Origin of the sequence: Pseudomonas wadenswilerensis, from assembly GCF_900497695.1 — a bacterium.
Lineage (GTDB): Bacteria > Pseudomonadota > Gammaproteobacteria > Pseudomonadales > Pseudomonadaceae > Aquipseudomonas > Aquipseudomonas wadenswilerensis.
Window position 1 is genome coordinate 64,711 of record NZ_UIDD01000013.1, and the last position, 23,700, is coordinate 88,410.

A 23,700-nucleotide genomic window follows, 5' to 3' on the forward strand; every position below is an offset into this window, starting at 1 on the left:
ACGGAGTTTGACCAACGCGGTTTTTTATCAATGCAACTAAGGAAGGTCGTAGTGAAGCAAGTCAGAAAGGATGACAGCGCGCTCGGGCAGGGCTGGTCCCTGGCCCCACTGGGTCGCGCATTGATGGGCTGGGCGGCGCTGATGGGCACGGCCCAGGCCGCACCCTACGTGGAGAGCGGGCGCCTCGGCGACGCCGGCAGCTGGCGCAGCAGCGAATTCAAGGCCGATTGGGGGCTTGGGGCGATCCACGCCGACAGCGCCTATGCCGCCGGCTACAGCGGCAAGGGGGTCAAGCTGGGGATCTTCGACCAGCCGGTATACGCCCAGCACCCCGAGTTCGCCGGCAAGGACAAGATGGTGACCCTGGTCACCAGCGGCATCCGCCAGTACACCGACCCCTACATCCCGGTGAAGGCCGGCGATGCTTTCCGCTATGACGGCAGCCCGTCGGTGGGCTCGGATGGCAAGCTCGGTTCCCACGGCACCCACGTCGGCGGGATCGCCGCCGGCAACCGTGACGGCGTGTCGATGCACGGCGTGGCCTTCGATGCGCAGATCATCAGCGCCGACAACGGCGACCCCGGCCCCGAGGATGGCATCGTCCTGGGCAACGATGGCGCGGTGTACAAGGCCGGCTGGGACAGCCTGGTGGCCAGCGGCGCGCGGATCATCAACAACAGCTGGGGCATCGGCATCACCGATCGTTTCGCCAAGGGTGGGCGCAATCCGGAGTTCCCGCATTTCACCGTGGACGATGCCCGGGCGCAGTTCGCGCAGATCCAGCCACTGTTGGGCACCATGCCCGGTGGCGCCTATGACGGGGCCATCGCCGCCGCCCGCAGCGGGGTCATGACGATCTTCGCCGCCGGCAACGACTACAACCTGAACAACCCCGATGCGATTGCCGGGCTGGGCTATTTCGTCCCGGAGATTGCCCCCAACTGGCTGACCGTGGCGGCGTTACAGCAGAACCCCGACACCAGCAGCGCCAACCCGTACCTGATCAGCACGTTCTCTTCCCGTTGCGGCTATACCGCGAGCCTCTGTGTATCGGCCCCCGGCACCCGGATCTACAGCGCGGTGATTGGCGGCACCAGCCTGGAAGACCTGACCCAGGGCTATGCCAACAAGAACGGTACGTCCATGGCCGCGCCCCATGCCGCCGGTGCGGCGGCGGTGTTGATGGAGCGCTTCCCCTACATGAGCGGCGCACAGATCGCCAGCGTGCTGCGCACCACCGCCACCGACATGGGCGCGCCCGGCATCGATGCCTTGTACGGCTGGGGCATGATCGACCTGGACAAGGGGCTCCGGGGCCCGGGCATGTTGGTCACCGAACAGGACATTCCCGAGGCGTTCCGCATCGCCGGTGGCTACGGCCCGAGCCAGTTCGTGGTCGATCTGCCGGGTATCGGCGCCCTGGTGGATGCCGGCAAGCCGACCCAGCGGCGCTGCAACGACCTGGGCTGCGGGCTGGACCTGTGGAGCAACGATATCGCTGGCCATGGCGGCCTGACCAAGCAGGGCATCGGAACCCTGGTGCTCACCGGTAACAGCACTTACTCCGGCCCGACCCTGGTCAACCAGGGACGGCTGGCGGTCAATGGTTCGCTGCAATCGGCGGTGACGGTCAATGCCGGCGGCGTGCTGGGCGGCAATGGCCGGGTCGGCGCGCTGCTGGCCAACGCCGGCGGCGTGGTGGCGCCAGGCAACTCCATCGGCACCTTGCACGTGAGTTCCGACGTGACCTTCCAGCCGGGCTCGACCTATGCCGTAGAGGTGGATGCCGCTGGCAGCGACCGCCTGGTCAGCGATGGCAAGGCTTCCCTGGACGGTGCGAACCTGGCCCTGGACCTGCAGAACCCCGGGGTTTCGCTGCAGTCCCAGCGGACAACCAGCCTGGTGGGGCGTCAGTTCGACATCCTGGAGGCCGCGGGCGGCGTGCAGGGCGGTTTCGCCAGTGTGCAGTCCAACTCACTGTTCCTCGGCGGTGGCCTGGCCTATACCGGCAGCGGGGTGCAGCTGGCGGTGCAGCGTAACGCCACTTCTTTCGCCAGTGTCGGCTTGACCGCCAACCAGCGTTCGGTGGCCGCGGCCGCCGATCAGCTCGGCGCGGGCAACCCGGTCTACGAGAGCCTGCTGTTGTCGGCCAATGCCGGCAGCGCCCAGCAGGCTTTCGATCAACTGTCCGGGGAAATCCACCCGGCGGTGGGCAACCTGCTGCTCAACGACAGCCGCCAGTTGCGCGACGCCGTGGGCGAGCGAACCCGTCAGCAGGGCGTCGCCGCCGCGCCGGCCGTGGAAGGCCAGGACAACGGCCTGTGGGTCAAGGCCCTGGGGGCCTGGGGCAAGGCCGAGGGTGATTCCGGTCGGGCGCGCTATAGCAGTTCCATTGGCGGCATGTTGCTGGGGATTGACGGGCAGATGAGCGAGGACACCCGCGTCGGGGTCTTCACCGGCTACAGTGACAGTTCGTTGAGCATGGGCGATGGTCGTCATTCCTCGGCCAGCGTCGATAGCTACCACCTGGGTGCCTATGCCGGCAAGGAACTGGAGCAGATGCGCCTGAGCCTGGGCGGCAGCCATAGCTGGCACCGGATCGAGACCAAGCGCGAGCTGCAGTACAACGAGGTCAGCGATCGCCAGAAGAGCAAGCGCGATGCCCAGAGCACTCAGGTGTTCGGCGAGGCCGCCTGGAAGGTCGCACTGCCGAGCATGGCGCTGGAGCCGTTCGCCAACCTGGCCTATGTGCATATAGCCAGCGACAGCTTCAAGGAACATGGCGGCGCTGCTGCGCTCAAGGGTGGGCAGGATAATCGGGATGCCTGGCTCTCGACCCTGGGCATGCGCGCCGGCAAGCAACTGCAATTGTCCAGCGGCCAGGCGGTGGAGCTTTCCGCCACCCTGGGCTGGCAGCACAACCTGAGTTCCACCGGGGCCGACCAGCACCTGGCCTTCGCTGGCCAGGGCGATACCTACACGGTCCAGGCGCTGTCCCTGGATCGTGATGCGGCGGTGGTCGGTGCACGGGCGGGGATCGCCCTGGGTCGCCAGGCCCGGGTCAACCTGGACTACAACGGACTGCTGGGTAGTCGCGACAAGAGCCACGGGGTCGGCCTGACCCTGGACTGGGCGTTCTGAGGCCCCGGCAACAGATATGCAAGGCCCTGAGTGCCCAGCCGATGCCGGGTGCTCAAGCAGTGCATGGTGCAGCTGGCGATTCTGCGGGTGGAGCTGGCCTTCTCCCGCGCATGCTTGGGCGCGATGCCCGCCACATGGCGCACCAGGTTACATCCAGGCGTTGCTCACGGCACCTGCAAGCTCGGCAGCGCTGCCCGACCCTGTGGCGACAGCAGCGGCTCCACCTGCTTCCAACTGAAGGTCACGTCTACGTCACAGCCATCGCCGCTGGGCTGGTTGGCCAGGCGCATGCCCTGGGCGTCGAAACTCAGGTCGTAGGAGTCGTAGCTCGCCACGCCGGGGCAGTCGCTGTCCGCTGTGGACTGAGTCTGGAGCCAGCTGGCGAATGCTTTCGGCAGGCTGACATGCCCGGAGTAGGGGCTGTACCACTCAAAACGCGCACCGATCCAGGTCCAGGGATCGACGCTTTCGCCGGTCTGCAGGTTCCAGGTATGCAGGCCCCAACTGATGCCGCCGCGACCATAGCCTGCGGTCCAGCGGTAAAACCTGACGGTGATCCACTGCGACGACCAGTACGTGGGGGCGACGCTGATCTCGCTGGTGTCGGCGGAGCCGCTGCGGCCCAGGTATTCGCGTCGCTCGCTGAAGAACGCTTGCTGGCCCTCGGAGCTGACCGCGAGACGTGCCAGGTGTTGATTGATCTTGCGGATAGCCGGGCCATCCCCCTCCAGCTTCAAGGTCACCTGGGCGCCTTGGGTCCTGACCTGATAGGCGTGCTCGCCGAAGGTTTCTTTCTCTACCTTGACCGGTAGCGGTGCCGCCTCCATTGGCGCGTTATAGGCGTCGCCACCACAGCCTTCGGCACTTGAACGCGTCAGCGCCAAGGGCAACGGCGTGCCGCCTGCGGCCTTGCTCCAGGTTCCGGCCAGCGTATCGCCCTGGGGCGCGTCCAGTTGCCAGAACCCCGTCTTGCCGGCTTCGGCCCAGGGTTCGCCGGCCTTTTCCCGGGTAAGCTGGATCGGCGTCAGGAAGCGTTGGTAGTAGTAACTGCCGTTGCTGTCGGGGGCGGCGTTGAAACAGGCGGTGATCGCGGTCTTGCCGAGGGTGCCTTGCCAGACGCCGACAAGGTCGCTGGGCGCGGCGTTGGCATAGCTAGAAGCACAGGCGAGCGTCAGGAGGGTCAAGGGTTTGAGCATGCGGATCGGGCTTCCAGTTGTCTGACGGGCGGGCATCATATCTTAGGGGCAAACAAGTCAGTTGCTCCCACATCTATCTGCGACAAATCGCGATGCTGTAGGTGTTTTCTGTCAGACCGTTCTGAATCATACTTCCGGCGCCGTTGCTCTGTTGTGCCGGGCCCTTCATGGCCCTAGGCTGCTGCCGTCGTTGGAAAATCCAATGACCGGATTTAGCAGTCCGAACACGCATCTAGAGTTCAACGGAAACCGCTATATGGCGGCTGTACGTGGGGCACCTTCGGGTGCGCCGGTTTTGCTCTAGGTGCCCGGTCTGCTAACCCGCGTATAGCTGCCACCCTTCGTTTAGCAGCGAAGCGTGGTCGCTCCACCGCACCTTTGGAGCACGTTATGAAAAAGTTGGTCCCCGACCCCCGTCATTTCAGTTTGCATCGACCGCCCTCTGAAGCAATGCATTGCGCACAGTGATGGGTGTCTCGCCTTCGAGCTACAGCTCGATGCTTGGCACAAACCCGAGATTCTGAGACCCGTCAGCCAGAAACCAGTAGAGTGTTCATCAATACATCAATCGATATTTGAAGAATGAATCGTCCGCTGTTTGTGTCTCTCGATGGGCCCAAGGGCACCGGTAAAACCACACTGTTGGAGGCCGTGACGAAAGCACTGCGGGCAGACAACAGGAAGGTGATCCGACTGTGCGAGAAAAAAAGCGATCCCTACAGGGGTGAAACAATGGCCCTGGTGAACAAACTCGTCAGAGACCCCTGCCGGGATCTGGAGCTGGGGGTGTGTGAGCGCTTCGCTGATAGCCGTTATTGGATTTCCCAGCACGTGCTGACTAAACAGCCTGCGGACAGCATCATCTTGATCGATCGCTGGTACCCGTCTGATGCTGCGTTTCGCCGGATAGTCCCGTTTGCAGAGATTCTACAGTTGAACATGGATCGAAACGTGCGAGTGCCAGACCTGCATGTCGGGGTTGTCACCGCCCCAGAGGTTTCATGGGCGAGGGCAGCGGCACGAAGCCGTGGGCTGAGCAGTACCGTGATGCATAAGCTGGAGGAACAAGTCGCTAGTACCGAGGCGTTCGAGCGAGCGATTGCCGATCACGGCTGGGTTTTATGCCGCAACGAAGGAACAATCGAAGACGCTACGATGCAGATGGTCTCCGAGATCTACAAGGCGCTTCGAGGGGCCGGCCAAAACCCTCCATTGCGCAGTTGAGCACAGCCGCCGAATTTCCTTCGGGACGTGTGTGATGTGGCGCTGACGATGGAGTCTTGAAGGGAGCAATGACTGAAATGGACAGCCTGGTTATCCGTCGTGCCAGCGCACTTGATGCGCCGGCGGTGTTGAACCTCTTTGATGAAGTAATTGCCTGGTTCGTCGGCATGGGCAATGTGGGGCAGTGGGGCAGTGAACCATGGTCACAGTCACCTCGGCAGATTGAGCGGGTGACGGAAGCCTGTACGCTACCTGAGGCGTGGGTGGCAGAAGATTGCGCAGGCAGGATTTGCGCCGCATTGGTCCTGGGCGAGGCCATGCCCTATGTGCCTTGTGCTAGCGCGCCGGAGATCTATGTGAGAATGCTGATTGCCTCGCGTGATACACGGGTTCGCGGAGTGGGTCGGCGTCTGTTGGCCTTTGCCGATGAACGCGCACGGGCTGTGGGAGTAAGTCGCTTGCGCGTGGACTGCTATGGCGGTGGGAAGAGGGCGCTGGTGCGCTTCTATGAATCCTGCGGGTATGAGCCGATTTCAGCTTTCAGCGTGGATGGCTGGCCAGGTCAGTTGCTGGGGCGTAGTTTGTGACGCGGGCGTTATACCGGCCTATGCATCGACTTCATGTTCATCTTCAACATCCATGAACCGTTGCAGGTCGAGCACATCCAGATTGATCCGGGCGATAAAGGCCGAAAAAGCAAGACCGGCGGCGAGCCGCCGCAGGTCGCTGGCCCAGGCCGGAATAAAGGTTGGCCCCACCAACCAGCCCGACTCAAACAGCGGTGCCAAGTGCAAGGTGTCGCCCAGGCTCAGGCGCCCGGCAAACAAATGCCCGACCAGCTCCGGGCGGTTGTCGCGGATCGCTACGCGCAGCAAAGTGTGCACGCCGAGCAGCCCAGTCAGGTACGCGGCATCCTTGGTGAACGCCGAACCACCTCGCACATTGGCGCCACGGAAAATCCGCTGCGTTGAGCGCAAGGACTCTTCCGGCGACTGGCCGGCCTTGAGAAAGCCTTCGAACACCTGGATGAAGTCGGCGCCATCGAGCGCTTGCTGCACCGCGAGCACGCGCAAGGCGAGGCGCCGCAAGCGGTTGATGTCCATGCTGCCGGTGAGCAGTTCAGCCAGCGTGGCAATGCCTTCTTGTGTCTGGGTGGTGCGTGGCGCCCCCAGGGCCAGGCATTGGAGGTTGGGCTGGCGCGCACCGTTCTGTGCGGTGGCCACGTGCACAAAAGCCTCGTGTTGCAGCAACTGCTGCTTGTCCAGTTCGCTGAACAAGGCACTGGCACGCAGGCGAATGCGGCTTGTTCCGGCAATGGCCTTGGCAGCCAGGCCAGGCTCAAGCTTGATGCTGATCTGGCCTGCACCAAAAAAGCGGTCCAGCTCCGGTTGCAGCCAGGCCGCAAATACATCGGCCGGAATGTCGGCAGGGCTGGGGGGAATATGGTTGCCACCCAACAGGGCGTCGGTGGTTTTCAGAAAAAAATGGGCGGCGTCCAGCATGCTCAGCTTTTGCCTGGGGTAGTAAAAGTCCGGGCGTCGGTACAGCGCCGAAGAGTACCGGGTAAATGCCGGGGTACCCATGGCCCCCAACATACGCCCGGCCGTGGCATAGCTGTGCGCGGTCCTGGCGAGAAAGCGGCCCGCCGGATGCCCCTGATCGCAATGCTCGACAAAGCTGTCCAGCGCCGCGATGTCGGCGCTGTGTTCGCGCGGCCTGAACTCGACCTTGGGCAATTGCGCCTTGCCGCTACGCCATTGGGCGAGGAAAACCTCCTCGCCCCCCTCGGGCCACGCCAGAGCATCGAGTACGCGGATCTTGCGGGCCAAGCCGGGCAATGCGGCATCGAGTTCAGATAGCGACAGCGCACTCATGGCATTCACCTTGAGAGTCGAAGATTCATCGTACCAGCTTAGCCCCTGCCGGGGCGTGGAGCGTCGTAGTCCGGCCGGACGATGACGCCCGTGGGCATCGACCTATCCTGTGGGCGATCCCTCCCCAGCGACAGGAGTACCACTGATGGCCATTACCCTGGACGACATTCTCGAGATCGAGCAAATCAAGCAGCTCAAGTACCGCTACTTTCGCGCGGTTGACTGCCATGACTGGGCGGCACTGGAGGAGTGCCTGGCTGAAGACCTGACCACCGCCCTGGATAGCGGCAAATACAGCTTCAACAGCCGGGCGGCCTTTATTGGAGGGCTCAAGGCGATTCTCGACCGCCCCACGTTTCTGTGCAAACACCAGGGGCATCATCCCCAGATCGAGATCCTGGGGCCGGACACGGCCCGCGGCACCTGGTACCTGGAAGATCACGCTATCGACCTTGAGGGCGACTGGATGCTGCACGGTACCGCCTTGTACCAGGACGAGTACGTCAAGCGTGACGGGCGCTGGATAATCGTTGTGACAGGCTACCGGCGCATCTTTGAAACCGTGACGTCACCGATTCCCGCACAGCTCAAGGTTACCGCCAACCTGTTTGACCAGCGCTAAAGGCGATACTGACTGGTGGGCAGCACGTCGATCTTGTCGAAATCGATAAAGCGCGCACAGCTGTCCATCATGATCGCCAGGTTGCGCTGGAATTTTGCCTCATCGCCGACCGCGTCAAAGAAGGCCAGCGGATCGGTCATCGCCGCGGGCGGGAAGCACTCTTCGACGATGGCGTCGATGGGCGGGGCGCCGTGGGTCAGCACTTGTACCACCAGATTCTGCACGTACTGGAAGTTGTCCTGGGTATCGATGGCCACTGCCGTGTGGTGGTTGCGCCAGATGTCCAGCCAGGCGTGCGGGGTCAGGCGAGGAGGGCGAGTCAGCAGGGCGATCTGCGCGAAACCGTAGGTCCGTTCGCCGGGCGCGCAGGGAAAGCGCGTGTTGCGAATGGCTTCAGACTCACACACCAGATAGGCCGCCATACGGGCCGTTGCCTCCAGGATGAGCGTGTCAAACGGATGCCTGGCACTGGCATTGGCGCTGTCCAGCCACAGCGACAGGCTGGCATCCGGCAGAGGCCGGTTGTTCTCCTGGCGCAAACCTGCCGCGGGGGTGACGTCGGTGTCGGCCAGGTTCAGTTGCAGCCTTTGGGCACCCAGGGCCTGCAGTTGCGCGGCAAGTTCGTTGCGCAGTTGCCGGGCGAAGGTTTCGCGCGGGGTCTGCGTGTCGCGCCAGAGCAGGTAGATGACTTTTTCCATGGCGATCAAGTTCCTTCGCAGTTGTTCAATGAACGGGCGGGGTATCGACTCGAAGCCATGCTGGGGTCAAAGCAAAGCGACGGAATCCTCCGAACAGACTACTGAAGCGGCGATTGGCTGACGCCTGCCCAAACGCATCGCTACAGCTAGTCCCAACAGACGATCAGCATTCGCTCGCGGCTCGATAGACTCAACTCACCCCAAGTGCGAGGTCTGCCGAATGAGCCTGGAACAACGCATTGCCCACCTGGAGGCGCTCGACGCCATTCGCCAGCTCAAGCACCGCTATTTCAATGCCTGTGACCTGAAGCAAGTGGCGGTAATCCGCGACTGCTTTGCCGAAGGCGAGATCCTGATCGACTACGGCCCGGTAGGAGTCTTTCGCGATCGCGACAGCTTCGTGGCGCTCTATCAGCAACTGGCTTGCCAGGACCGGGTGATTGACCTGCACCACGGCGCCAACCCGGAAATTCAACTGACCAGTGACGACGAAGCCCAGGGGCGCTGGGCACTGTACTACTTCAACCTGGATGGCGAGAGCGGCGCCACGCGGCAACTGGGTGGCATTTACCTGGATCGTTACCGGCGCATCGATGGGCAGTGGAAGTTGATCGAGACCTGCTTCAGCGCCCATTCCGTGGTGGTGGGACAGGCAGGTGCCTAAACGGCTGTACCTCCCCCCTGAGTAGCTAAACTTGGTCTATTGCCAGTATCTGCTACCCACATCGTGAAAGGAGGTGTTTGAGATGCAACTCATCACGTTGAAAATCGACAAGCCGGAAGCGACGAACTTCATTTTGGGCCAGACGCACTTCATCAAGTCCGTCGAGGACATCCACGAAGCGTTGGTAAATACCGTGCCGGGTATCCCGTTTGGCGTGGCCTTTTGTGAAGCGTCCGGCAAATGCCTGGTGCGCTGGTCCGGCACCGACACCGCGATGATCGAACTTGCCCGGAAAAACGCACAAGCCATCGCTGCTGGCCATAGCTTCATCATTTTTCTCGGCGACGGTTTCTATCCGCTGAACGTGTTGAACACCGTCAAGATGGTTCCGGAGGTGTGCCGGATTTTTTGTGCAACCGCCAATCCCACGGAAGTGATCCTCGCCGAGACGGAACAGGGGCGCGCAATCCTGGGCGTAGTGGATGGCTTCTGTGCCGGTGGCATTGAAGGCGACGAAGACATTTTGTGGCGCAAGGGCTTGTTGCGACAGATCGGCTACAAGTTGTGAATGAAGAGCGGGCAGGGTGGGTACACGGAGGATGCGATGAACAAATGGGCGATGTCGACTGTTCATAAGAGATCCAAACACCAGTCACGGTTTGGCTTTCGTACAGTTTTGATCCCGCGGGGCAAGTGCTTATGCCATGCGCCGCAACGCCACGGCCATGGCCCCGCCGAGTACCGCCATGCCCAGCAGCAGTGCCGGGAACGACAGCCACCAGGGCATGCCGGCGGTCATCACGCTAAACTCCGACATACCTCCGATGCTGGCCAGCAGGTTCAACGGCAGGAACACCACATTGATCAGCGTCAGATTGCGCAGGGCGTGATTCATGCCGTTGTTGGCCAGGTTTCCGCGGGCCTCGATGAGATTGGTGAAGACCTGGGCGTGGATCTTCGCCTGCTGGTAGCTCTGCTCGTTTTCGATGATCAGGTCGTTGAGCGCCTCCAGCTGGTCGGGCCCGAAGCCGTGCTTCTGGCCATGGCTGCGCAGCAGCGCCAGCACGGCACCGTTGCTCTGAATCGCATTGACGTAATAGACCAGGCTCTCGCTCAAGCTGTACATCTGCACCAGGTGCTGGTTGTCCATGGTCCGGCCGAACTGCAGCTGGATCTCGCGGGCCACCTGCTTGACGATCCGCAGGTGGCCCAGGTAGTGATGCACGCTCTCGGCCAGCATCGCCATCAGCACTTCCAACGGCGTGCTCATGCCGGCCTGAAGGTCCACCCTGGCGAGCAGCGAGTTGCTGGAACAGATCACCACCAGGCGTCTTTCGCTGAGCACAACGCCGAACGACGACACGTTGAACACCCGCCCGTCGAAGCTTTCCGGGCGCTTCCAGATCAGGAACAGGTGGTCGGGCTTGATCTCGATGCGCGCCACTTCATCTGGGTCCAGAGAGGATTCCAGAGCCTGGGCGCCAACCCCTAGGCGCTCGCACAGCCGGGACTGCTCGGCCGCGTCCGGCGCAACGCACAGCCAGACGCTGGCCTGTTCCTCGGGAGCCTCAAGGAGGGCACCGTTTTCGGTGCGAAAGCATTCGATCATCGCCTACCACGCCTGGCCTAGGTGTTTGCGTTCGAGCCTCTGCACGAAGGCCTGCAGCACGCGCCGGTAAAGCTCGTCGCCCAGCACGGCGTCTTCGGTGCCGGCATCGAGGTTGGGGTTGTCGTTGACTTCGATGACCAGCACGCGGTCGCCGGTTTGCTTCAGGTCCACCCCGTACAGCCCATGGCCGATGAGCCGGGCGGTGTCGACGGCCAGCTTCACCACCTCGGGCGGCGCCTGCTCCACCGGGACCGCGCGGCACTGGCCGTTGACTTCGCCGGCCTGGGCCTTGTGGTTGTAGATCTGCCAGTGTCCCTTGGACATGAAGTACTGGCAGGCGTACAGCGCCTCTCCATTGAGTACGCCGATGCGCCAGTCGTATTCGGTGTAGCAGTACTCCTGAGCCAATAACAGCACCGAGTGCTCGAACAGCTCCTGTGCCGCCGACACCAGCGCCTGGGCATCGGCGACTTTGATCACACCCTTCGAGAAGCAGCCGTCGGGGATCTTCAGTACCAGCGGGAAACCTAAGCGGCGGCCCACTAGTTCGAGCTCCTGCGGCCGGTCCTTGTAAAGGATTTCCGTCGCCGGCGCGCCCAGGCTGTGGCGTTTGAGCAGGTCGGCCAGATAGACCTTGTTGGTGCAGCGCAGTATGGAAGAGGGATCATCGATCACCACCAACCCTTCGCTTTCGGCCTTCTTGGCGAATCGGTAGGTGTGGTCGTCCACCCGTGTGGTTTCGCGGATGAACAACGCGTCGAACTCGGCCAGGCGCGCGTAGTCCTTCTTCTCGATCAGGTCGACGTCGATGCCGAGCTGTCTGCCGTTCTCGATGAACTGCTCCAGCGCCCGGGCGTTGGACGGCGGCAGCGCTTCTGCCGGGTCATGCAGGATCGCCAGGTCGAAGCGCGCCAGGCGTTTGGAGGCGGGCTGGCGCCAGATGCGGCGGTTGAAAGCGTCCAGGGCGTCGGCGAAGAAGTGCTGCTGCTCATCGCGCAGCTTGTGCAGGGTACCGGCCTTGATGCCGGCGATTTGCCAGACATCTGCGCGGCGGAATTCCACTAGCAGGATGGGGCAGGGGAACGACTCGAACAGCTGGCGGCCGATCTCTTGCAGGGGCTCGATGGCGGTACGGCCGAAGTAAAGGGTGAGGGTGAAGGCTTCAGTGCTGCCATAGGGATGGTTGGCCAGGGCCCGCTCCAGAGTGCGCTCCAGGTCGTCAAGCCCCACGCCGTAAAGGGACTTGCGGGTCAGTTCGCTGATCGTGCGTACCGACGGGAGCACCTTGTGTCCGCGTGCCTCGGCGAGCAAGGAGCAGTAGTAGCCCTGACCCAGGTACTTGTAGTTGCGGCACAGGTTGATCACCTGTGTGCGCCCGGCCACGTCGTCGCTGTGTTCGAGGTAGTCCTGGGCAAGCATCAAGCTCTCGCTGGGCAGGTAGCTCGCCCAATCTTCCTTGCGTTCCACCAGTATCAGCAACCGGCTACCGGCGCGAAGTTTACTGGGTGGCTCCTCGTTAAGGGTTATTGTGGAAACTTCGGTTTTGGCCAATACTTCGGCCACGTTGGCTTGCACCGCTGACATGAGTATTCGATCCCTGTTGAAGAAGATGCCCCTTCAATAAATCACGGGTTTTCCGACCTGTCCCGGTTCGTTACTCAAACATTACGGTGTTGCCATGGTTTTTGATTTTCGCTTTGCATCGGTGGCCGATATCGATGCGCTGGTCGCCCTGGAGCAGGACTGTTTCACCCTCGATCGCCTGAGCACGCGCAGTTTCAACTGGATGGTTCGACGTGCCAATGCCTGTCTGATTGTCGCCGAGCAGCAGGGGAAACTGGCAGGCTACGCGCTGCTGCTGTTCCACCGCGGCACTTCACTGGCACGCCTGTACTCGATTGCCGTAAGCCCAGCCTGGCGCGGGCATGGCCTGGGCCAGCGGCTGCTGGAACAGGCCCAGGCCAGCGCGCTGCATCGCAATTGCGCCTGGCTTCGCCTTGAGGTGCGTACCGACAACCCGGCGGCCGTCAGTCTGTACGAGAGCAATGGCTATCAACGCTTCGCCGTGGTCGACGATTACTACGAAGACCACAGCCAGGCGCTGCGCTATGAAAAGCGTATCCTGCGCAATGCGCCGGCGCCTGCCCGGCAAGTCCCGTACTACGCGCAAACCACCGAGTTCACCTGCGGAGCGGCCTGCCTGCTGATGGCCATGGCCGCTATCGAGCGTGGCCGGTCACTGCTGCGGACCGAAGAAATCCAGCTCTGGCGTGAGGCGACGACCATCTTCATGACCGCCGGCCACGGCGGTTGCAGCCCGCAGGGTCTTGCTCTCGCGGCCTGGCGTCGGGGGTTCGAGGTGCGCATGGTGCTCAGCCAGGCCGACTCGCTGTTTCTCGATGGCGTGCGCAGCGCGCAAAAAAAAGCCGTCATGAAGCTCGTGGAGGACGGTTTTGTCGAGGCGCTGAGTGAGACCGACGTGCAACAGGTCCTGGCGCCCGGCCTTGATGTGCGTTCGGCGCTGCAGGCGGGGTTCAGGCCGCTCGTGCTGATTAGCAGCTACCGCTTCACGCGTCTCAAGGCACCGCACTGGATCTTGGTGACTGGCTGCGATGATGAGTTCGTGTACCTGCATGACCCCGATGTGGACCACAGCCGCCACCGTCGCAGTCTGGATTGCCAGCACCTGCCGGTGAGCCATGCCGAGTTCGCGCGCATCAGCAGTTTCGGCAGGCAGCGGGTGAGGGCCGCCGTGTTGTTGCGCGGGCGTGGCTAATGCCAGCCAGTCAAGTGTTCATCACTGATTGAGACTCTCGGTACGGCTGACAGCTACCTGCCGCCCGCGCTCCAGGTCGACCCCGGCCAGTATCAGCAGGCCGACGACGAAATAGCTACCAGTAATCAGCATCGCCAGGCGGTGATCGCCTGCGGACAGCCAACTGGTCAGGCCGTAAGTCATGGGGCCGAGGATTGCCGACAGTTTGACCGCCAGCCCCCAGAGGCCGAAGAACTCCGCCAGCCGTGTCGGCGGCGCAAGCAAGCCAACTATCGCCCGTCCGGCCGATTGGCTGGCGCCCATGCACAGACCGGCAAGGTTGGCGGCCAGCCAGAACAGCCCGGGGCCGCGCGCGACCCAGACCAGAGCGACCATGCCGAGCCAGCCCAGCAGGGTCAGCGCCAGGGTGGCGCGATGGCCGAGGCGGTCCTGCAGCCAACCGAACAGCACTGCACCGATGGAGGCCGTGATATTCACCACTAGAATCAGCAGCAGCGTGTCTTGGGTACTGAAGCCCATGACCTGATTGGCATAGATGGCAGCCAGGGTGATCACGGCGGAGATACCGGCCTGGTAGCAGACCGTGCAGGCAAGAAAGCCCAGCAGGTCGCGATAGCGCCCGGCTTCGCGTAGCGTCTGCGCGAAGCGCGCCAGCACCGCTTGCGCGATAGGCATGTCGCCGCACACGGGCTGCGGCTGGCTGCGCTCGCGCAGGAACAGGAAGGTCGGCAGGCTGGCGACGGCGAACAAGGACGCGGTGATCAGCATGCACACCGGCACGAACTGCGCCGCAGTCTGGCCCTGCGCCTGGGCCCAGCTGACGAAGGCCAGGCAGGCGCCCAGGCTGAACAGGCCACCGATATAGCCGAATCCCCAGCCCCAGCCGGACACCTTGCCCAAGGCCTCCACACGGGCGAGTTCGGGCAGGAAGGCGGCGATCAGGTTTTCGCCGCTGCCGAAACAGAAGTTGGATAGCACGATGAAAAGAATCGCGACACCGAGTTCCCCGGGTCCTGCCAGCGCGAGTCCAGCGGTAAATACGACACAACCGACCGTACTGAACAGCAGCAGGCGTTTCTTGCAGGCGAAGGCGTCGGCATAGGCGCCAACCAGCGGCGCGCTCAGGATGATCAGGGCGTAAGAGAGGGCTATGGCGCTGGTCCAGGCCAGCGTACCCCAGGCTTCGCCTTTGGCGACCACGGCGACGAAGTAGGCGTTGAACACGGCGGTGATCACCACCGTCGTGTAACCGGAGTTGGCGAAATCAAACATCGCCCAGGCCCAGATTTCTCGGCGTGTCACTCCGGGGGCAAGGCTGGTTGGCATGGCGATCCCTCTACAGGGCTGTGGCGAGGATAAAGCCCTCGCCACAGGTGCAATGTTCGTCTCAACGTCCTTAACCGACTGGTATTGAGCCTAGCCCTGGCCCACCCTTCCTGCGAGCGTATAATGGCAATTGGCAAGGATTTATACGCAAAGTTTCCTGTCATGAGGGGCCGCCGATGTCTCGTCCGCCTCCAGACCCCCGCGCCGTTCCCCATTACGATGGGGGCGCGGAAAAATTGCTCGAAATTGTCCAGCGCACCGTGGTCGAGCTGCACCCGCAAGCGGCAGAAGGGTTGCACGTTACCTTGCACAGCGTGCTGGACCGGGACCTGGGCGTAGACAGCCTGGCTCGAGTCGAACTGTGGTCACGTATCGAGCACGAATTCGGTGTGCGCTTACCAGAACACCTGTTCGCCTCGGCGGACACCCCCGCCGATGTACTGCGCGTGCTGCACAGCCGTCATGGCGCCGAGGCCGTCCGTCCGTTGCCCGCCAGCGACGCTGGCGAAGCCCTGACAGCAGCAGGGCAGACGCCGGACGCCGCGCGGACCTTGATCGAGGTACTGGACTGGCATGTGCGTCATCAGCCGCAGCATCTCCACGTGCGCCTGCTAGGTGAACGTGACCAGCAGGAAGCGATCAGCTATGGCGCCTTGCACCAGGGCGCCCTGGCCGTTGCCGCAGGGCTGCAACGCAGTGGCTTGCGGGCCGGTCAGACCGTGGCCCTGATGCTGCCCACAGGCCGCGACTTTCTCCAGGGTTTTCTCGGCATCCTGTTGGCCGGTGGGGTGCCGGTGCCCATCTACCCACCGCTGCGCCTGTCGCAGATCGAGGATCATCTGCGCCGCCAGGCCGGCATCCTGCACAACGCCGAGGCCAAAGTGCTGATTACCGTGACGCAAGCGAAGCTGCTCGCCCGCCTGCTCCGGCCGCAGGTCCCGAGCCTGGCCCGTATCGCCAGCGTGGCCGAGTTGATGGGCGAGGGGGGCGAGTGCGTCACACCGTTGCGGCAACCGGGTGACATCGCCTTCCTGCAGTACACCTCGGGTAGCACTGGCCAGCCCAAGGGCGTGATGGTCAGCCATGCCAATCTGCTGGCCAATCTGCGCGCCATGGGCAGGGCGCTGAAGGTGGGCCCGCAGGACGTGTTCGTCAGCTGGCTTCCCATGTACCACGACATGGGCTTGATCGGTGCCTGGCTGGGCAGCCTGTATTACGGCTACAACCTGGTGCTGATGTCACCGCTGGCTTTCCTGGCACGGCCGGAGCGTTGGCTATGGGCCATCGATAGCATGCGCGGCACCTTGTCGGCGGCGCCCAATTTCGCCTACGAACTGTGTCTGAACAAACTCGCTGACAGTGACCTCGAGGGCCTGAACCTGAGCAGCTGGCGCCTGGCCTTCAACGGTGCCGAACCGGTCAGCCCGGATACCTTGCAGCGCTTTACCGAGCACTTCGTACGCTACGGCCTGGCGCCCACGGCGTTGACGCCTGTCTATGGGTTGGCCGAGGCCACGTTGGGCGTGGCCTTTCCTCCCTTGGACCGAGGGCCGCTGATCGACCGGGTGCAGCGAGAGGCGTTCCAGACCCGTGGCACTGCACTGCCCGCCGAAGCGGACGCCAGCGCAACGCTGCGCTTTGTCTCCAGCGGCCGGCCGTTACCGGGGCATCAGATTCGCATCGTCGATGGTCGCGGGGTCGAACTCCCCGAGCGCAGCGAAGGTCACCTGCAGTTCAGTGGGCCATCTACCACCGGAGGCTATTACCGTAACCCCGAAGAGACCCGCCGGGTGTTGCGCGATGGCTGGATCGACTCGCTCGACTTCGCCTACATGGCCGCTGGTGAGGTCTACCTGACCGGCCGCGCCAAGGATCTGATCATCCGGGCCGGGCGCAACATCTACCCCTACGATGTCGAAGCGGCGGTCGGCAACTTGCCCGGTCTGCGCAAAGGCTGCATTGCGGTGTTCGGCAGTCCTGACCCGGCCACCGGCACCGAGCGCCTGGTGGTGCTGGCCGAAAGCTACGAGAAGGAAGCTGCCGCGCGGCAACGCCTGCAGCAGGAGGTCAACCGCATCGTGGTCGACCTCACCGGAGTGTCGCCCGACGATATCGTGCTGGCACCGCCGCATAGCGTACTGAAAACCTCCAGCGGCAAAATTCGCCGTGCTGCCAGTCGTGAACTGTATGAGCGCGGTGAAGTAGGCCGGCCACACCTCGCTGTGTGGCGCCAGTTGCTGCGCCTGGTGCTGCAGGCCGTACGCGGGCATTTCAGTCGCAGTTGGCGGAGAGGCCGCACGGCGCTATATGCCGCTTACATCTGGCTGCTGTTCTGGCTGGTCACCCCACTGACCTGGCTGGGCGTCGCGCTCCTGCCGCGCCAGCGTTGGTGCCGCAGCTTTACCCGCGCGGCCGCACGGCTGTTCGTGTGGTTGACGGGTGTGCCGTTCAGCGTCACGGGGCTGGAGCACCTGCCTGAGTCTGGGGCGAGCGTACTGGCCGTAAACCATGCCAGCTACCTCGACGGTGTCATTCTCTGCGCGGTCCTGCCGCCGCGATTCAGCTTCGTTGCCAAGCGCGAACTGGCTGGACAGTGGGTCGCCGGCCGGTTCCTGCGCAAGCTCGGTGCCCGCTTCGTCGAACGCTTCGACCTGCAGCGCAGCGCTGCGGACACCGGGCCCCTGGCCGAGGCGCTAGAGGCTGGCCAGCCGCTGGTGTTCTTTCCCGAGGGAACCTTCACCCGCGAGCCGGGCTTGCGAACGTTCCACATGGGCGCCTTCGTGCTCGCCGCGCGTACCGGCGTGCCGCTGCTGCCGGTCGCAATCCGCGGCACGCGCAGAGTGCTGCGCGACGGTCAGTGGTTCCCGCGTTACGGTGCAATCCACGTCAACGTCTGCTCGCCGCTGTTGGCGCAAGGGCCGGACTGGACGGCGGCAATCAAGCTGCGGGATACGACGATAGCGATGCTGCTAGAGCATCTGGATGAATCGGAACGCGCCCAGCGCGCTGGATAGGCGACTACTTTGCTGTCGTCGTCTGTCCAGGGCCGGTGATAGCGTGGCACACGTCAACAGCGAAACTGGATTGGATCAATCATCACCGACACAAGCTGACCAGGGCGGCTGCAGGTGCCGAGCAATAGCACACTCCACCACCCTGGCCACCACCTGAGCAGGTCCGATGACCCTGCGGACAGCCAACACCGTGACGGTTGCAAGCCCCGGCATTGGCGGCTTCAGTTTTGCGCGGTCTTTTCACCTGCTTGCAGTTTCACCGTCTCTTCCAGGGTGAAGCGCCCCAGCGGGTTTTGCAGGAAGTTCTGGATATTGCTGCGCGAAATATTGATGTAGGGGCTGTAGTACAGATCGATCCAATGGACATCCTGTTTGGCCTGTTTCTGTAGTGCCTGGTAAATCTGCTTGCGTTTGCTCGGGTCGATCTCCACCCGGGCCGCGGCCACCAGGTCCTTGACCTTGTCGTTGTGGTAGCGGGTCATGTAGTTCATGTTGGTGTCGTGACCGAGCACGAAGGTGGTCTTCTGGTCCGGGTCCAGCACGTCGTTGGTCCAGTACATCACCGACAGGTCGTAATCGCCATCGACCAGCATCTGCCAGCTCTGGGTCGGGTCGACCTTCTGCAGGTTGGCGGTGATGCCGACATCGGCCAACTGCTTCTGCACCAGCACGGCGATCTGCTCGTCGGCCTCGTTGCCGGCGTTGACCACATAGTTGACCTTGAGCCCCTCGGCGCCAGCCTTCTTCAGCAGCTCGCGGGCCTTGGCCGGGTCGAAGGGGCGTTGTAGGTTGTTGGCGTTGTGATAGAGCGCGCCCTTGGGAATGTACGAATAGGCCACGTCGCCGTGGCCGAAGGTCACGGTGTCCACCAGGGCCTTCTTGTCGATCGCCAGGTCGATAGCCTCGCGCACCTCGACCTGGCCCAGCAACCCCTTCTCGTGGTTGATCAGCAGGTGGTCCTCACGGGTCGACGGGTCGATGTGAATGGTCAGGCTCGGGTCCTTGCGCAGGGTATCGACACGGGAGAAGGGCACGAAGATCGCCGAGTCCAGTTCGCCGGCCTGGACCTTGAGCATGCGGGTGTTGTCGTCGGGGATGGAGATCCACTCGACGCCATCCAGGCTGACCTTGTCGGCCTCCCAGAAGTGCGGGTTCTTTTCCAGGATCACCCGGTCACCGCGCAGCCACTCCTTGACCTTGAAGGCACCGGAGGTCACCGGCTCCTGGGCGTAGGCGTCTTCGCCGATCGCATCCATGGCCTTTTTCGACAGGATCGAGACGTTGGCGGTGGCCAGTTGCGAGAGGAACGGCACCGACTTGCTCTTCAGGGTCACCACCAGGGTGCGCTCGTCCGGGGCGTCGGCCTTGTCGATGATCTTGTAGGAGTCGGCCCACAGCGAGCCGGGGTTGTCGCGGATGCGCAGCAGGGAGAACGCCGCATCGCCGGCGCTCAGTGGCGAGCCATCGGAGAACTTGGCTTCGCGGATCTTGAAGGTGTAGGTCAGGCCGTCGTCGGAGACCTTCCAGCTTTCGGCCAGGCCCGGGACCAGCCGGGTGCCACTGTTGTCGACCCGGATCAGCACGTCGTAGACGTTGGCGAAGACCCAGCTGTCGCGGTTCTGTGCGCTCTTGATCGGGTCGAAGGTGGTGCTCTCCTCACGACAGCCGATGGTCAGCACGCCGGCTGCCAGGGTTGTGCCGGTGGCCAGGGTGCTGGCGGCCAGGACGGCGGCGGTGAGTAGCTTCAATGCTGTGGGTTTCATGCTCAAGCTCCGTTTGATGGTCATGGTTGTTGTGTCAGTACGGCGGTCGCGGATGGATGCAGGCATGGCGCCGGGCACCCTGTGAGTGGCTGGGCGGCGCGGTTTCGCTGCAGGTGGGCCGCGCCTGCGGGCAGCGTGGGTGGAAGGCGCAACCCGACGGCAGGTGCAGCGGGCTCGGTGGCTCGCCGGCCAGGGGGCGTTCTGGCAGGCGGCGGGCCGGGTCGATGTCGGCGATCGACTGGATCAGCGCGGCGGTGTAGGGGTGATGGGGCGCGTCGAACACCTCGTCCACCGGGCCTTCCTCGACGATCTGCCCCAGGTACATCACCGCCACCCGGTCGCACAGCCGGCGCACCACGCCCAGGTCGTGGGTGATGAACAGCAACGCCAGGCCCATGCGTTCGCGCAGCGTCAGCAGCAGGTTGATGATCTGCCCCTGGATCGACACGTCCAGGGCGGCGACGCATTCGTCGGCGACGATCAGCCGCGGCTCGATGGCCAGGGCTCGGGCGATGCCCACCCGTTGGCACTGGCCGCCGCTGAGCGAGCCGGGCTTGCGTGCGGCCAGCCCGGGGTGCAGGCCGACCAGCTCGAGCAGTTCGTCGACCCGCGCCGGGATCCGCTCGGCGGGCACCTTGCGCTGCACCTGCAGGACTTCGGCGAGGATCTGGCCGATGCGCTGGCCTGGATTGAGCGCGCTGTACGGGTCCTGGAAGATCATCGCAGTCTCGCGGCGCAGGCGGGCGATATCGACCTTGCGGCCCTGGGTCATGTCGATGCCGTCGAACAGCACCTGCCCGGCGGTGACCGGGTTCAATTGCAGGATGGCCCGGGCCAGGGTGCTCTTGCCGCAGCCCGATTCGCCCACCAGGCCGAGGGTCTGGCCGGCGGCGAGGGTCAGCGAGGCGCCGTTGACCGCGTTGACTTTGCGCGGGCGCAGGCCGAACAGGCCGCCGCCGCCGGCGGAAAACTGTACATGCAGGTCCTTGACCTGCAACAGCGTGGTCATGACAGGCCTGCGGCCAGCAGCGGGGTGTGGCAGGCCAGGCGGTGGCCGGGGCCGCTCTCACGCAGCTCCGGCAACTGCTCCCGGCATAGCGGCAGGGCCTGGGCGCAGCGCGGCTCGAAGCGACAGCCCGGGGGCAGGGCATCGAGCAGGGGCGGTTGCCCGGCAATGGTAGTCATCAGCCGCACCTGGCGTTGCGCCGCGGGGTGGCAGGCCAGCAGCCCGGCACTGTACGGATGGCGTGGATGGGCCAGCAACTGGTGCTTGGCGCCGTGCTCGCAGAGACGTCCGGCGTACATCACGGCGATGCTGTCGCAGGTCTGCGCCACCACCCCCAGGTCGTGGCTGATCAGGATCATCGACAAGCCGCGACGGTCACGCAGCTCCAGCAGCAGGCGCAGGATCTGCGCCTGCACGGTGACATCCAGGGCCGTGGTCGGCTCGTCGGCGATCAGCACTTTCGGGTTGCAGCCCAGGGCCACGGCGATCATCGCCCGCTGGCGCATGCCGCCGGAAAACTCGTGAGGGTAGTTGTCCACCCGGGCTTTCGGATCGGGAATGCCGACCTGGCGCAGCACTTCGATGGCCTCGGCCCGAGCCTCGCGGCGCGAGGCGCCCTGGTGCAGGCGGATGCCCTCGGCGATCTGCTCGCCGATACGCATCAACGGGTCCAGGTGGCTGCTGGGGTTCTGGAAGATCATGCCCAGCTCGCGTCCGCGTAGGCGGCGCATGCCGGCCTCGTCCAGTTGCAGCAGGTCGTGGCCCGCCAGGTGCACGGACTTGCCCTCGATCCGCAGGTTCGGCGAGGGCAGCAGGCGCATGAGGGCACGGCAGGCCAGGGTCTTGCCCGAGCCGCTTTCGCCCACCAGACCGAGGATCTCGCCCTGGCCAAGGTCGAAAGACAGGCGCTCGACCAGGGTGATCTCGCGCGGGCCGTTGCGGGCGATCACGCTCAGCTCCCGGACCTGCAGCAGCGGTGTGCTCATGAGCGGTCTCCAAGGCGTTCGGCGACGCCATCGGCCAGCAGGCTGAAGCCCATGGCCAGGGTCACCACGGCCAGGCCGGGGAAGGTGCAGATCCACCAGGCGCTGGTGATGAAGCTCTGGCCCTCGGCCACCATCGAGCCCCACTCCGGGGTCGGTGGCTGCACGCCAAGGCCCAGGTAGCTGACGGCGGCGCCGTTGAGCAGCACCAGCACCGCGTCCGACATGCAGAACACAACCGAGCCGAACAGGGCATTGGGCAGCAGGTGGCCGAACAGCGTGCGCCGGTGGCTGAAGCCCAGGCTCCTGGCGGCCAGGGCGAAGTCGCTTTCCTTGAGCACGAGGATCTGTGAGCGGATCAGCCGTGCATAGGACACCCAGCCGACCAGGGCCATGGCGATATAGAAGCTGCCAAGGCCCGGGCCGAGAATGGCCATGATCGCCAGCATCAGCACCAGGAAGGGGAAGGCCAGGACGATGTCGATCAGGCGCATGCAGGCGTTGTCCAGCAAGCCGCCGATGTAGCCGGAAATGGCGCCGATGCAGGTGCCCAGCAGGAACGGGAAGATCACCCCGATCAGGGCCATCTGCAAGTCGGTGCGCGCGCCCCAGATCACCCGCGACAGCACGTCGCGGCCGAAATTGTCGGTGCCGAAGGGGTGCGCCAGGCTGGGGGCGGCCAGGCGCAGCTCGCCGTTCTGCATCAGCGGGTCGAACGGGGCGATCCATGGTGCGCACAGCGCCAGCAGGCACCAGCCGAGGACGATGGCGAGGCCGCAGTACAGGGTCAGGCGACCGTTGCGCAGGTTCCAGCCCAGGCGCCAGCGGAGGGAAAGCGTGGGGCTGGGACTGTGGCTCATTGGATCTTCACCCGCGGATCGAGGGCGGTGGTCGCCACGTCGGCGATGAAGTTCACCGCCACCGTGGCACAGGCCAGCACCATGGCCACGCCCTGGACCACCATGTAGTCGCGGGTGAAGATGCCGCGCACCAGCAACTGGCCGATGCCGGGCAGGGAGAACAGGCTTTCGATCACCACGGTGCCGCTGATCAGCCAGCCGATGTTGACCGCCAGCAGGTTGATCGTCGGCACCATGGAGTTGGGCAAGATGTGCCGCCGCAGCAGCGCGCCTTCGCCAAGGCCGCGGGCGCGGGCCGCGGTGACGTGGTCGGCCTGCATCTCCAGCAGGATGCTGGCCCGCAGGTTGCGCACCAGTACCGCCGAGAGCGCCAGGGCGATGGTCAGGCAGGGCAGCACCAGGTGATGCATCTTGTCGGCCCAGGTCCGGCCATAACCGGACACCGGGAACAGCCCCCAGTGCACGCTGAACAGCAGGATCAGCATCAGGCCCAGCCAGAAGGCCGGCAGGCCCAGGCCGGCGGTGGTGAACAGGCGGATCAGGTTGTCGGTCCAGCCGCCCTTGTTGCGGGCGGCGAGAATGGCTAGCGGCACGGCGATGAGCAGCGCCAGCAGCACGCTGCCGAGCACCAGCATCAGGGTGGGCTCGATGCGGCTGGCGATCAGGGGCAGGGCGTCGATCTTGTACAGCAGCGATTTGCCCAGGTCGCCGTTGAGCAGGTTCTTCAGGAAGTACAGGTACTGCACCCAGATCGGCTCGTCCAGGCCAAACTGGGCGCGGATCTTCTGAATCGCATCCGGAGTGCTGCGCGCACCCAGCAGCACCCGCGCCGGATCGCCCGGAATCGAACGGACCAGCACGAAGGTGATGATGCTGATACCCAGCAGCACCGGCAGCAGCTGCAACGGACGGATCAGGACGAACCGGTAGCGTGCCAGGTTCAT

At 64.0% G+C, this 23,700-nt stretch carries 19 protein-coding genes; 8 read left to right on the plus strand and 11 right to left on the minus strand.

Annotated elements, in window-relative coordinates:
• Positions 1-123: 123 nt before the first annotated feature.
• Complete coding sequence (locus CCOS864_RS27660) at positions 124-3,141, plus strand: autotransporter serine protease (protein ID WP_115089626.1); 3,018 nt, start codon at positions 124-126, stop codon at positions 3,139-3,141.
• A gap of 164 nt (positions 3,142-3,305) precedes the next feature.
• Here the strand turns inward: CCOS864_RS27660 and CCOS864_RS27665 are convergent, their stop codons facing one another.
• A complete protein-coding gene (locus CCOS864_RS27665; protein WP_115089578.1) occupies positions 3,306-4,337 on the minus strand; it encodes a hypothetical protein in 1,032 nt (343 codons plus the stop codon).
• Between the two features lie 582 nt (positions 4,338-4,919).
• Between CCOS864_RS27665 and CCOS864_RS27670 the strand changes: the two genes are divergently transcribed.
• Together CCOS864_RS27670 and CCOS864_RS27675 are read left to right on the plus strand one after the other, a co-directional pair.
• Positions 4,920-5,561 (plus strand): dTMP kinase, encoded by a 642-nt coding sequence (locus tag CCOS864_RS27670; protein ID WP_115089579.1) that lies wholly within the window; start codon positions 4,920-4,922, stop codon positions 5,559-5,561.
• 77 nt (positions 5,562-5,638) lie between these two features.
• Positions 5,639-6,148 carry a GNAT family N-acetyltransferase gene (locus CCOS864_RS27675; protein WP_244211956.1) on the plus strand — a complete coding sequence of 170 codons (510 nt, stop codon included), beginning with the start codon at positions 5,639-5,641 and terminating at the stop codon, positions 6,146-6,148.
• 18 nt (positions 6,149-6,166) lie between these two features.
• On the opposite strand, the gene CCOS864_RS27680 is transcribed toward CCOS864_RS27675, so the two are convergent.
• Positions 6,167-7,435: a peptidase MATCAP family protein gene (locus tag CCOS864_RS27680; protein WP_115089581.1), complete on the minus strand. Its 1,269-nt coding sequence runs from the start codon at positions 7,433-7,435 to the stop codon at positions 6,167-6,169.
• A gap of 145 nt (positions 7,436-7,580) precedes the next feature.
• Between CCOS864_RS27680 and CCOS864_RS27685 the strand changes: the two genes are divergently transcribed.
• Positions 7,581-8,057: a nuclear transport factor 2 family protein gene (locus tag CCOS864_RS27685; RefSeq protein WP_115089582.1), complete on the plus strand. Its 477-nt coding sequence runs from the start codon at positions 7,581-7,583 to the stop codon at positions 8,055-8,057.
• Here CCOS864_RS27685 and CCOS864_RS27690 read toward each other — a convergent pair.
• A complete protein-coding gene (locus tag CCOS864_RS27690) occupies positions 8,054-8,755 on the minus strand; it encodes an EthD domain-containing protein (RefSeq protein ID WP_115089583.1) in 702 nt (233 codons plus the stop codon). The genes CCOS864_RS27685 and CCOS864_RS27690 overlap by 4 nt on opposite strands.
• 220 nt (positions 8,756-8,975) lie before the next feature.
• On the opposite strand from CCOS864_RS27690, the gene CCOS864_RS27695 reads away from it, so the two are divergent.
• Positions 8,976-9,419: a nuclear transport factor 2 family protein gene (locus CCOS864_RS27695; RefSeq protein WP_115089584.1), complete on the plus strand. Its 444-nt coding sequence runs from the start codon at positions 8,976-8,978 to the stop codon at positions 9,417-9,419.
• An 82-nt stretch (positions 9,420-9,501) separates the two neighbouring features.
• Positions 9,502-9,987: an adenosine-specific kinase gene (locus tag CCOS864_RS27700; RefSeq protein WP_115089585.1), complete on the plus strand. Its 486-nt coding sequence runs from the start codon at positions 9,502-9,504 to the stop codon at positions 9,985-9,987.
• A gap of 129 nt (positions 9,988-10,116) precedes the next feature.
• Here the strand turns inward: CCOS864_RS27700 and CCOS864_RS27705 are convergent, their stop codons facing one another.
• Together CCOS864_RS27705 and CCOS864_RS27710 are read right to left on the minus strand one after the other, a co-directional pair.
• Positions 10,117-11,028 (minus strand): magnesium transporter CorA family protein, encoded by a 912-nt coding sequence (locus CCOS864_RS27705; RefSeq protein ID WP_115089586.1) that lies wholly within the window; start codon positions 11,026-11,028, stop codon positions 10,117-10,119.
• 3 nt (positions 11,029-11,031) lie between these two features.
• Positions 11,032-12,612 carry a RimK family protein gene (locus CCOS864_RS27710; protein ID WP_115089587.1) on the minus strand — a complete coding sequence of 527 codons (1,581 nt, stop codon included), beginning with the start codon at positions 12,610-12,612 and terminating at the stop codon, positions 11,032-11,034.
• Between the two features lie 94 nt (positions 12,613-12,706).
• Between CCOS864_RS27710 and CCOS864_RS27715 the strand changes: the two genes are divergently transcribed.
• Positions 12,707-13,804 carry a GNAT family N-acetyltransferase/peptidase C39 family protein gene (locus CCOS864_RS27715; RefSeq protein WP_115089588.1) on the plus strand — a complete coding sequence of 366 codons (1,098 nt, stop codon included), beginning with the start codon at positions 12,707-12,709 and terminating at the stop codon, positions 13,802-13,804.
• 21 nt (positions 13,805-13,825) lie between these two features.
• Here CCOS864_RS27715 and CCOS864_RS27720 read toward each other — a convergent pair whose 3' ends face one another.
• Positions 13,826-15,130, minus strand: a complete 1,305-nt coding sequence (locus CCOS864_RS27720; RefSeq protein WP_115089589.1) for an MFS transporter — start codon at positions 15,128-15,130, stop codon at positions 13,826-13,828.
• Between the two features lie 176 nt (positions 15,131-15,306).
• Here CCOS864_RS27720 and CCOS864_RS27725 point away from each other — a divergent pair, with 176 nt between their 5' ends.
• On the plus strand, positions 15,307-18,144 hold the full coding sequence (locus CCOS864_RS27725) for an AMP-binding protein (protein ID WP_167458923.1): 2,838 nt from the start codon (positions 15,307-15,309) through the stop codon (positions 18,142-18,144).
• Between the two features lie 221 nt (positions 18,145-18,365).
• On the opposite strand, the gene CCOS864_RS27735 is transcribed toward CCOS864_RS27725, so the two are convergent.
• From CCOS864_RS27735 to CCOS864_RS27755, 5 genes are read right to left on the minus strand one after another with little or no spacing between them, the layout of a single operon-like run.
• Positions 18,366-19,907, minus strand: coding sequence for an ABC transporter substrate-binding protein (locus CCOS864_RS27735; RefSeq protein WP_115089591.1), 1,542 nt, complete (start codon positions 19,905-19,907; stop codon positions 18,366-18,368).
• Between the two features lie 34 nt (positions 19,908-19,941).
• Entirely contained in the window at positions 19,942-20,916 is a 975-nt protein-coding gene (locus CCOS864_RS27740) for an ABC transporter ATP-binding protein (protein ID WP_115089592.1), read from the minus strand.
• Positions 20,913-21,899 carry an ABC transporter ATP-binding protein gene (locus CCOS864_RS27745; protein WP_115089593.1) on the minus strand — a complete coding sequence of 329 codons (987 nt, stop codon included), beginning with the start codon at positions 21,897-21,899 and terminating at the stop codon, positions 20,913-20,915. The genes CCOS864_RS27740 and CCOS864_RS27745 overlap by 4 nt, the downstream gene beginning before the upstream one ends.
• Positions 21,896-22,756 carry an ABC transporter permease gene (locus tag CCOS864_RS27750; protein ID WP_115089594.1) on the minus strand — a complete coding sequence of 287 codons (861 nt, stop codon included), beginning with the start codon at positions 22,754-22,756 and terminating at the stop codon, positions 21,896-21,898. Before CCOS864_RS27750 ends, CCOS864_RS27745 begins: the two co-directional genes overlap by 4 nt.
• Complete coding sequence (locus CCOS864_RS27755; protein ID WP_115089595.1) at positions 22,753-23,700, minus strand: ABC transporter permease; 948 nt, start codon at positions 23,698-23,700, stop codon at positions 22,753-22,755. The genes CCOS864_RS27750 and CCOS864_RS27755 overlap by 4 nt, the downstream gene beginning before the upstream one ends.